Below are 8,550 nucleotides of genomic sequence, written 5' to 3'. Positions count from 1 at the left end.
GTGGTTTATTTGGAATGGTTTCTAGGAACGAAGTTCGAAACCCTTCAACGCTCTCGAGCCTTTTATAAAACCAAATCGCCGCTGCTCCAGACAATCCGAAGCAGCGGCGATCGATGAAAACTCAAAAACTTATTGCACCACCATGCGCAAAGCCTTGCGCAAGTCAGCGGAGCGCACCTCGACGAGGTACACACCGTGGCTCAACGAACGCATGTCCAGCAACACTTGATTGCCGTTGACATGGTCCTTGGCATACAAAACCTTGCCCGTCAAGTCGGTCACGCGGATCTCAAGATCAGACAAGGATTGTCCGAATTCGATGGTGACCAATCCATTGCTGGGGTTGGGATGCAAACTGAATTCGCTGCCGAATGCTTCCTGCAATCCCACAACGGTCACGCTCGTACATGCCGAGGTGTCGGTACAGCCATTTTCGGTCACCACGACGGCATAGTTGCCATTTACCGAAGGCGTGAAGGTCTGCGAAGTTGCTCCGCTGATCGCAGCGTTGCCGTTGTCGCAGTCCAGCCATTGGTAGGTTGCGCCGTTGGCGGCTGCCGACAACACGATGCCATTCAAGGTCGTTCCCGTATTCACGTTGGTCACGGACAGGACGGTCGTTACAACAGAGTCGCATCCGAAGGCATTCGCAAGAAGGTCGGTATAAACCCCCGCCGTCGAATAGGTATTTGTTCCGACAGTCACGCTAGCACCATTGCAAATGGTCAAATTTTGCGTACTGCTGACGTTTCCGCTGACAGTTACTGTAAATGAACACGTTGCAGAATTTCCAGATTGGTCCGCGACGGTGTACGTCACAGTTGTGACACCGGAAGGAAATGCTGCACCACTGGCAAAACCGCCCGACAATACTGTCGAGGAGTTCGTGCAATTGTCCGTTCCAACCGGTGTGTTGTAGGTGACGGTCGCTGTGCAGCCAGCACCATTTGCAGCTGCTGAAACGTTGGATGGGCAAGAGATTGTTGGCGTCTCAATATCCACGACTGTTACTGAAAATGAACAGGTTGTGGTGTTTCCTGCCCCGTCTGTTGCGCCAAACACCTGTGTCGTAACACCAACTGGAAATGTAGCACCACTCGCCAATCCTGCTGTTTGCAGGGTCGTTGCTGCACCACAATTGTCAGTACCAGCTGGGGTATTGAACGAAACGGCGGCACCACAAGTGCTTGAATCTGCGTTTATCGTCACATTGGATGGACAATTGATGGTTGGAGCTTCGGTATCATTGACCGTGACGGTGAATGAACAGGTGGCGGTCAAGCCAGCGAGGTCAGTCGCCAAATAGGTAACGGTCGTCGCGCCTATCGGGAAAGTTGAGCCGCTTGCGAGTCCTGCAGTGCGGTTTGAGGTGACGCCGGTACAATTGTCGGTGCCCGTTGGTGCATTGTAGCTCACAATCGCATCGCAACTTCCTGTGGTATTGTTGGCGACGATATTGGATGGACAGGTGATGGCCGGCGCCTCATTGTCGCTGATGGCTACTGTAAACGAACACGTTGCGGTCAAACCGGCGGCATCCGTCGCCTGATAGGTGACGGTAGTGGTTCCAATCGGGAAGGAAGCTCCGCTCGCAAGGCCAACTGTACGGCTCGAAGTGACACCGCTGCAATTGTCGGTGCCAACAGGTGCTGCGTAGTTGACAACCGCGCCGCAAGTGCCAACGGTATTGTTGGCGGTGATGTTGGCAGGGCAGGTGATGGAGGGTGCTTGGGCGTCAACCACCGTCACCGAAAATGAGCAAGAGGCTGAATTTCCAAGACCATCGCTCACCGAAAAGGTGTTGGAAGTCGTGCCAACGGGGAAGGAGGCGCCATTTGCAAGTCCGGCGATTTGTGTGGTTGTTGCTGAACCAGCTCCAGTATAAGAGATCGTTACACTCCGTTTCCAGCACGAAATGAGGCGGTTGTTGACGTTGAAGTATTCCCGGGATAAGCGACATAGCTTGAACCACCGCCACCTGCAGAGACATATCCGCCGCCACCACCATAGTAGCCGCCGCCACCACCACCGCCGGTGCAATAGGTATTCAACGGTGATGCATTCCCACCCACACCTAGGGTGCCATTGGGTGACGATTGTCCATTTCCAGAGTAAAAGCCACCGATACCTCCGGCGATTTGTGTGCCGCCTTTTCCATTGGTTCCAGCAATCCAAGAGGCTGCGCCATCGACACCGGTCGTGCCGCCGCCGCCACCACCAAGACCCGTCGACCAGCCTTGACCGCCGCCGCCGCCGCCGACAATCAGTCGATTGGCATAACCAGATCCACGCCGAATGTCAGATGCCCCTGCACCAGGCCACGAATACGTCGGACCACTTCCACAAGGTTCGACGGTAATCGCACCGCCGCCGTTGAATCCACCTGGGCCAAGTTGTGCAGTTGGCCTGCCACCGACCCATACTTGCAGCACTTCGCCCGGCGTAACTGGGATCGTAGCGATCGCACGTCCGCCGAGGCCACCATTGCCGCCACCTTGCGCGCCTTGGGCGTCCACGGTGATGCTCGTGATGCCTACAGGAACAGTGAAGCTTTGTTGCGCACCTGTGTAGTTGAATGTGGCTGTTGTCGAACCACCACAAGGATTGGTGCCTACCGGAGCAGCAAAGCTCACGGTAGCAGCGCAGTTGCCATTCGCGGCATTGGTGGTAATGTTCGTTGGACAAGTAATTTGTGGACATTGGGCATTCACCTGCTGAATGCCAAAAAGTCCAAAGCAAGCAAGGAGAAAAGCGTAAAAATTTCGCATCATTTAATGTATCTTGATGTATTCCGTTGAATGACCAAAGACAAACTGAAAGCTTGCATTCAAACCTTCAAATTGGCCACAAAGCCTAAATATAGGGTTTGATACCGAAATTTCCGACTCGCAGGATGTGAATTTTACGAATATTTTGTGGGTGGAATGCGGTTTGGAAGCTTGAAAGTGTGCTAAAGTCAGGCGGTTCAGGGATATTCAAAAATGAACGAGGGCAAAGTGGATTTCGATCAGGTCGAACCACTTTGCCCTCGAAATTTTGAGCGTAATCGAGGGAAGGTTATTGCTTCACGACCTTGGACGTGACGCGTCCCATCTCGCCTTCGATCGTCAGCAAATAGACTCCGCTGCTGATTGCCGACATGTCCAAAGTTTGGTTTTGGACAGCGTCGAAGGTCTGCGACATCAAAACGCGGCCTTGGAGGTCTTGCAAAGTGACCTTGCTGAAGGGGGATTCGCTTTGGATACGGAGATCCTGCGTGGTTGGGTTGGGGTAGACCAGCACTTGTGCGGGGGAATGGGGGCTTTGGGTGTTGACGAAGCCGTCGTTAGGTTTAGGACGTAGCTCCGTATTGACGAGCTTCTTTCCATTGTAGTTGAGGGAGTCAAGGTGGCATTCGGTTGAGGGAAACTCGCCGGATGGATCTACTTCTGGTTTGAATCGAATTCAAGACCCTTTGGGAAATGCCCCAGGATTTCCCTTGATTACCGGCAGTCCTGCGAGCATCTGCAAAATTTCCTGGCGCGAAATTGATTGGCCGATCTACAATCCATCCCAAATTATTCCCGTTGTTTGTACTTATATACTTGGTTCAACACTGGGTTGAGAGGTCTGAAAAGCTGTCTTATTGATCCGGATACCTCAAATAGGCTATCGTAAAAATGACCGTTGACATAAATCCAGGAATTCGTTTCAAAATTTTTCTAATATCAAGCACATAATTTGAATACAAGGATTTTGACCATGACAAATTGTTCGTTTGATCAAATCTCGCAATCAGGTGCCAATAATCAGCCGTTGATCGAATACCTGCAAAACTGCCATTTGCTTCGATGATGAGTCATCTCCTGTGCATTGAGACCCCAACGACAAAAACCGCCATCATCTGCAAGAAAGAAGCATCCCAAGGTTCAAATCCTCCAAGTTGCGCGAAATGAGATAGCATTGACGAAACCTCCGTTTGTATCCATCCTAGAAACAAATGTGCATTAGCATGAGGTGATCAGGTTATTTTGTAGAAAATATCCATTCCCAAGGAGTTAGGATCCAAATCAAACGAGGCCTCCAAAAGAGGAAAGTACGAATTTACTTTATCACCAAGGGCTTACTTCAAAGCTGGACCTCCGACATCAGCCTTTGAGTCCATTTCACCCAGAGTTCTGCATGTCCATTTTTTGCCCAAAGCAGATTTTAGGTGCTTGGTGAGGAATCCTATCCCGGAAGAAGTTCAATATCTGTTTGGCACCAGAAATGCCCCCAGTGAACAATAAAGGTTCCAGCAACATAGAGATGCCAGTTTTATCAAAATGGTGGCGCGGATATCCGTAGTGCAAGCCTTAAAATATCCTCCAGTCGGAATTGTTAACATGCGTATAAAGTTCCGAGGACTGGAAAGCGAATTTGTAGCGCTTGCAAATTGGGGTTGGAGGTCAAGGTCAAGGTCGAATCCGAAGTTCCGCAAATTGCCCAACTCTCCATCGCTATACCACGAACACGAATGTCCCTCCTTGTAAATCCCATCATACGACCATTCAATTATTTTCTGGCCAGAAAATTGCCCAAGCATTCCAATTACCTATCGGGAAAAATCATTGACGTCGTTGGGTCTAAATCGACTGGACTTTTATAATGTCCATTCGCGCCGAATAGAAAAGACCATCGCCAGCAAGCTTGGTGTCGTGGTATGCAACCTTTCTACACGCCCCATGCCAATCATAGCTCCAGACTTGCCCAAATGCCGATCCCATGACCAAAATGGCCGCAATTGTCAATGCGAATTTTCTCATAACAGGTTGTATTAAGATTTAATTGAAAAAGATTGTCTCAAGTGAGTTTGATCACAATTTGCGATTTTTTCTCGGATTTACCATGCGGACGCTATAAAAAAAGTCTAAATCCGCCTGAATTCCATGGCGAAGCTCTCCGTCCGTAGGGTTTTGTCTTGCATCATCGCCGCTTCAATTTGCCAAATTTCACGGTAGGTCAGGTTGCGTTCAAAAGCGAGAAATTCCTCGATCCAAACGTCGAGTGCGGCCCATTCAGGGTGTTGTGAACTCGCCGTCCACCAATTGAAGGTCGCGAAATTGGTGCCTTGGCCCATCGTCAGGCTGTAAATGGAGCCGTCGCGGCCCACAGGTCCAAAGTCCCGCAAGTGGAAGGGCGACACCTTGATCGCCTCCGCACGGTTCCACAACCTAACGAATTGCGATACAGGACATTCGGAGGAAAGTACCTTCAAATTAATCTTGTTTTCATCCGCTGAAACGATTTCCGTCTTGGTGATTTGGATGGCAGCCCCGAAAATGGCCATTTGGATGTAAAATGAAGGACGGAAGATCGTCTCGTCCAACAACGTCACAAACGGACATCCTCGAAAATCCAGCACGTAGCTGTTTTTGAGTGCGTAGGTTTCGAAATCGAATGCTGTTTTCATTCTGAATATAAATACTACGCGTTGTTTGTGAGCGAATTGCGATGCATTTTGTTACCCAGTAATTCCGACACCGAGACAAACCTCCAAGTGAAGGCCATACGATTCAGACCGGGGAGTCGTCTTGGGAGTTTCCATATTGAAGGTTGCTGCCAAGTCAAAGCAAGCCAAAGTGCCCGTAACCAGCGTCGTAAGTTGATGGCGCATCAAGTCGTTCCTCATTCGGAATACCTATTGATCCGCAGGGAAATCCGTCCATTCTCCAAGTCGATCAATGGGGGTTGCCAGAGGGATTGCGCCGACGAACCATCCTCGTCCTCAATTCGCCAGGCATCTTCCTCGAAAACTTCCTCGCCATAAGCGATCGATAAGGCAGCGATCACGGCTTCAAAATGCCTTGGCCCGTCTTCCATCATCCCGTAAAAGAGCAATTCGAAATCAGAGAGAAACTCTAACCAACATGGCTCGGTGATAATGCATTCAAACTGACCATCCGTCGAAACCAAGCTGTTATGCGTATCCCAAACCTTACCGATGAGTTGGTCGTGGAAAAAGAGATTCCGAATGTCGGGGTCGTTAAAGGCCATTTTCAGGGAGATTATCATGTGAACCAACCCTCTTTCGGCAATCCTAGACACCAAAATTTTGCAGCACTTTGCCTTGCCAACCGATTTTCCCAGGTGAAGCTGTTGGCATTCTTGAGACCATTTGGCGGCTTGACCTCGGCAGGAGAAGCTGCGAAAGACGGATGCCACACCGTCCCAAGCAATAAACAGTGGCAAAATCGGGATGATATAAGTGAAAAACAGCCTTCCGAACTTCAATGGGCCCGAAAATGGAATCAAAAACGGTGAAATGAGGAGGGTGGAGATCATTTTGATGACGTTCCCTACGTTCCGTTCGGTAGCTTCCACAATCAATATCGGCGATTGGCAATCCACTGCATTCTGCAAAATCTTGGTGGCATCCTCGGGCCGGAAATGGTGGAACGAAAGGAATTGCGTGCGCAAACCTTGCAAATCCTTGGGCACGTCAAGCGCATTAACCGATTCAGTACGGAAGGTGTAGAGGTTGGGATCCTTGGCAGCCAAGGCCTTGAATGCAGGCAAATTGGGAAAAAAGTCGGTCAGAATCACCTTCACATCAGGTTCGGCAGCCTTCAAGTCGGGACCGAGTTTTTTCCAGCCGCCACCGCCGCCGGCTGCAATGTCCACGACGACCTTCTGCTTTGCCTTCGCAAGCCCGCGCTGCATCGTCGGCACCAAATCCTTGTAAAATCCAGTTGCATTCACCAGAAATTGCAGATAATCGGTCCCGTAATCCCGCAGAAATGTGGGGAACCAAGTTTCGTCTTCGAGTTCGGGGAGGTGTCTTCTTTTCATGACTTCGAATTTGCCATAAATGTAAGGTATGGAGACCAATTTCGAAATGGAAATCGATCATATTTCGGGTCATTCAAAACGCCATTCCATTGTTGCTCATTGCGTTGCACACGGCCCCTGCATTGCAGGCAAATTCACCATTTCCCAAGAATGGCCAAATAACGCTCCTGTCCCTGTTGCGTCAAATAAGGGAACAGCAACCTGTTGACATACGCCACGTACTTGGCCGCGAGATCGGGATCATGAAATTCCTCGGGCGTCAGTTGAACGAAGAAAAATGTCCGCATGGCCCCGCTCAGCTCCATGAGATAGTCCAATTCGGCGTCGCTCAATTCCGCTCTCAGGTCGCCGAGCGACTGCAGCTGCTGCATGACCAATTTGAGTTTGCCCTTGCGCATCGTATTGGACTGTCGAGCAGCCTCGGAAACTTCGGGAAAATGGCGGACGATCTCCAGAAAGTCCTTGTACAAAAAAAGGTAGCGCATGGACAGGGAAAAGGTGTCTCCCGGTGCCCGCAAAATGACTTCCAAGAGATCTTGCTTCGCTTGAAATTGGCTTGAAATCGTCCAAAGCCCCTCCGCCATATCCTGGTAAAGCGCTATGACCACGGCTTCTTTGTTGGGGAAATGGTAGGTGATATTCCCGTAGGCGCGGTTCATTGCCTGCGCAACATCGCGCAAAGTCACCTCGGAAAGCCCATGTTGATTGAACAATTCACAGGCGACAGCTTTGATCCGATCCTTGGTTTTCATCCTACAAAACTAATCAAATAATAATTTAGTCCAATTGGCCTAAATATCAAAAATGTCTTTATTTTTGCGTTGTTCTTCCAATTTACCTACGAAAAAATGGCTACTGTTACTCCTCCGACGATTTATAAATCCCCCGAAGCAAAGGCGGCGATTTTGGCCTTGTACGATGCAAAACTCGCGGCATGTGGTTTGCCGACTTATTCCGAGGAATATATAGAAACTGGATTTGGCCAGACGCATGTGATCGTTGCGGGGGAAAAGCATCTCCCTCCGGTTGTTTTGCTGCATGGAATCAATGCGGGAGCGCCGATGGCTTTGGAGGCGATGCGCTCCTTGGTGGATAAATACAGGATTTACGCGGTGGATACGATCGGACAATCGACCAAAAGTGCTGAAACGCGTCCGCCGATCGATGACAACAGCTACGGTATATGGCTCGATGAAGTCCTGAAAGGGCTGGGGCTGCCCGAGGTACCGGTTATTGGCGTTTCGTTTGGAGCATTTTTGTTGCAACGGCTGATCGTGTTTGCGCCGCAGCGCGTTTCCAAGGCAATTTTTGTGGTTCCTTCGGGTTTGGTCAACGGGGGAGGATGGAAGAGCTTCACGCGTTTGATGTTTCCGCTGATCCGCTTTCAAATGACCAAAAAGGACAAGCATCTTCTCAAATTCATGCAGGCATTTTACTTGACTCCAAGATGAGTATTCCGTTCAATTTCAAAAGCTTACGCTTACGGGATTGAAGATGGATTACCGTCGTCCTCCTTTGCTCAAAGCGTCGGAGGTCAAAGGGTTTCAGGCACCGGTTTATGCAATGGTGGCGGAAGATGACATTTTCTTTCCGGGAGAAAAGGCGTTGGAAAGGCTCAGGGATTGTTTTCCAACCTTGAAGGCAACCGTGACCCTGAAAGGAGCCAAGCATATTCCAGCGAATGTCGACTATCCCTTGATCGCGGATCAGTTGGACAAGTGGCTTGCTGAATAAGTCCTC

General features: G+C 49.9%; 9 protein-coding genes and 3 pseudogenes. 2 read left to right on the top strand and 10 right to left on the bottom strand.

Annotated features, from left to right (window positions below; genetic code table 11):
* Window positions 1-129: 129 nt before the first annotated feature.
* From IPN95_03690 to IPN95_03645, 10 genes and pseudogenes are all read right to left on the bottom strand, one after another.
* Window positions 130-870 (bottom strand): HYR domain-containing protein, encoded by a 741-nt coding sequence (locus IPN95_03690; protein ID MBK9448512.1) that lies wholly within the window; start codon window positions 868-870, stop codon window positions 130-132.
* A gap of 132 nt (window positions 871-1,002) precedes the next feature.
* Window positions 1,003-1,326: pseudogene (locus IPN95_03685) on the bottom strand (HYR domain-containing protein).
* A 168-nt stretch (window positions 1,327-1,494) separates the two neighbouring features.
* Window positions 1,495-1,851: pseudogene (locus tag IPN95_03680) on the bottom strand (HYR domain-containing protein).
* A 9-nt stretch (window positions 1,852-1,860) separates the two neighbouring features.
* Window positions 1,861-2,768 (bottom strand): annotated as a pseudogene (locus IPN95_03675) (HYR domain-containing protein).
* Window positions 2,769-3,057: 289 nt separating this feature from the next.
* Entirely contained in the window at window positions 3,058-3,282 is a 225-nt protein-coding gene (locus IPN95_03670; GenBank protein ID MBK9448511.1) for a T9SS type A sorting domain-containing protein, read from the bottom strand.
* A gap of 1,322 nt (window positions 3,283-4,604) precedes the next feature.
* Window positions 4,605-4,784, bottom strand: coding sequence for a hypothetical protein (locus tag IPN95_03665; GenBank protein ID MBK9448510.1), 180 nt, complete (start codon window positions 4,782-4,784; stop codon window positions 4,605-4,607).
* A gap of 104 nt (window positions 4,785-4,888) precedes the next feature.
* Entirely contained in the window at window positions 4,889-5,431 is a 543-nt protein-coding gene (locus IPN95_03660) for a hypothetical protein (protein ID MBK9448509.1), read from the bottom strand.
* A 51-nt stretch (window positions 5,432-5,482) separates the two neighbouring features.
* Entirely contained in the window at window positions 5,483-5,650 is a 168-nt protein-coding gene (locus tag IPN95_03655; protein ID MBK9448508.1) for a hypothetical protein, read from the bottom strand.
* Entirely contained in the window at window positions 5,647-6,810 is a 1,164-nt protein-coding gene (locus tag IPN95_03650) for a hypothetical protein (GenBank protein ID MBK9448507.1), read from the bottom strand. Before IPN95_03650 ends, IPN95_03655 begins: the two co-directional genes overlap by 4 nt.
* A 134-nt stretch (window positions 6,811-6,944) precedes the next feature.
* Window positions 6,945-7,562: a TetR/AcrR family transcriptional regulator gene (locus IPN95_03645; protein MBK9448506.1), complete on the bottom strand. Its 618-nt coding sequence runs from the start codon at window positions 7,560-7,562 to the stop codon at window positions 6,945-6,947.
* A 96-nt stretch (window positions 7,563-7,658) separates the two neighbouring features.
* Between IPN95_03645 and IPN95_03640 the strand changes: the two genes are divergently transcribed.
* Window positions 7,659-8,261, top strand: coding sequence for an alpha/beta fold hydrolase (locus IPN95_03640; GenBank protein ID MBK9448505.1), 603 nt, complete (start codon window positions 7,659-7,661; stop codon window positions 8,259-8,261).
* Window positions 8,262-8,304: 43 nt separating this feature from the next.
* Window positions 8,305-8,544 carry a hypothetical protein gene (locus IPN95_03635; protein ID MBK9448504.1) on the top strand — a complete coding sequence of 80 codons (240 nt, stop codon included), beginning with the start codon at window positions 8,305-8,307 and terminating at the stop codon, window positions 8,542-8,544.
* Window positions 8,545-8,550: the final 6 nt, after the last annotated feature.

This window comes from Bacteroidota bacterium, assembly GCA_016718825.1.
Lineage (GTDB): Bacteria > Bacteroidota > Bacteroidia > J057 > JADKCL01 > JADKCL01.
The sequence above is the reverse complement of the archived record's forward strand: the minus strand, read 5'-3'. Positions and strand labels throughout refer to the sequence as shown.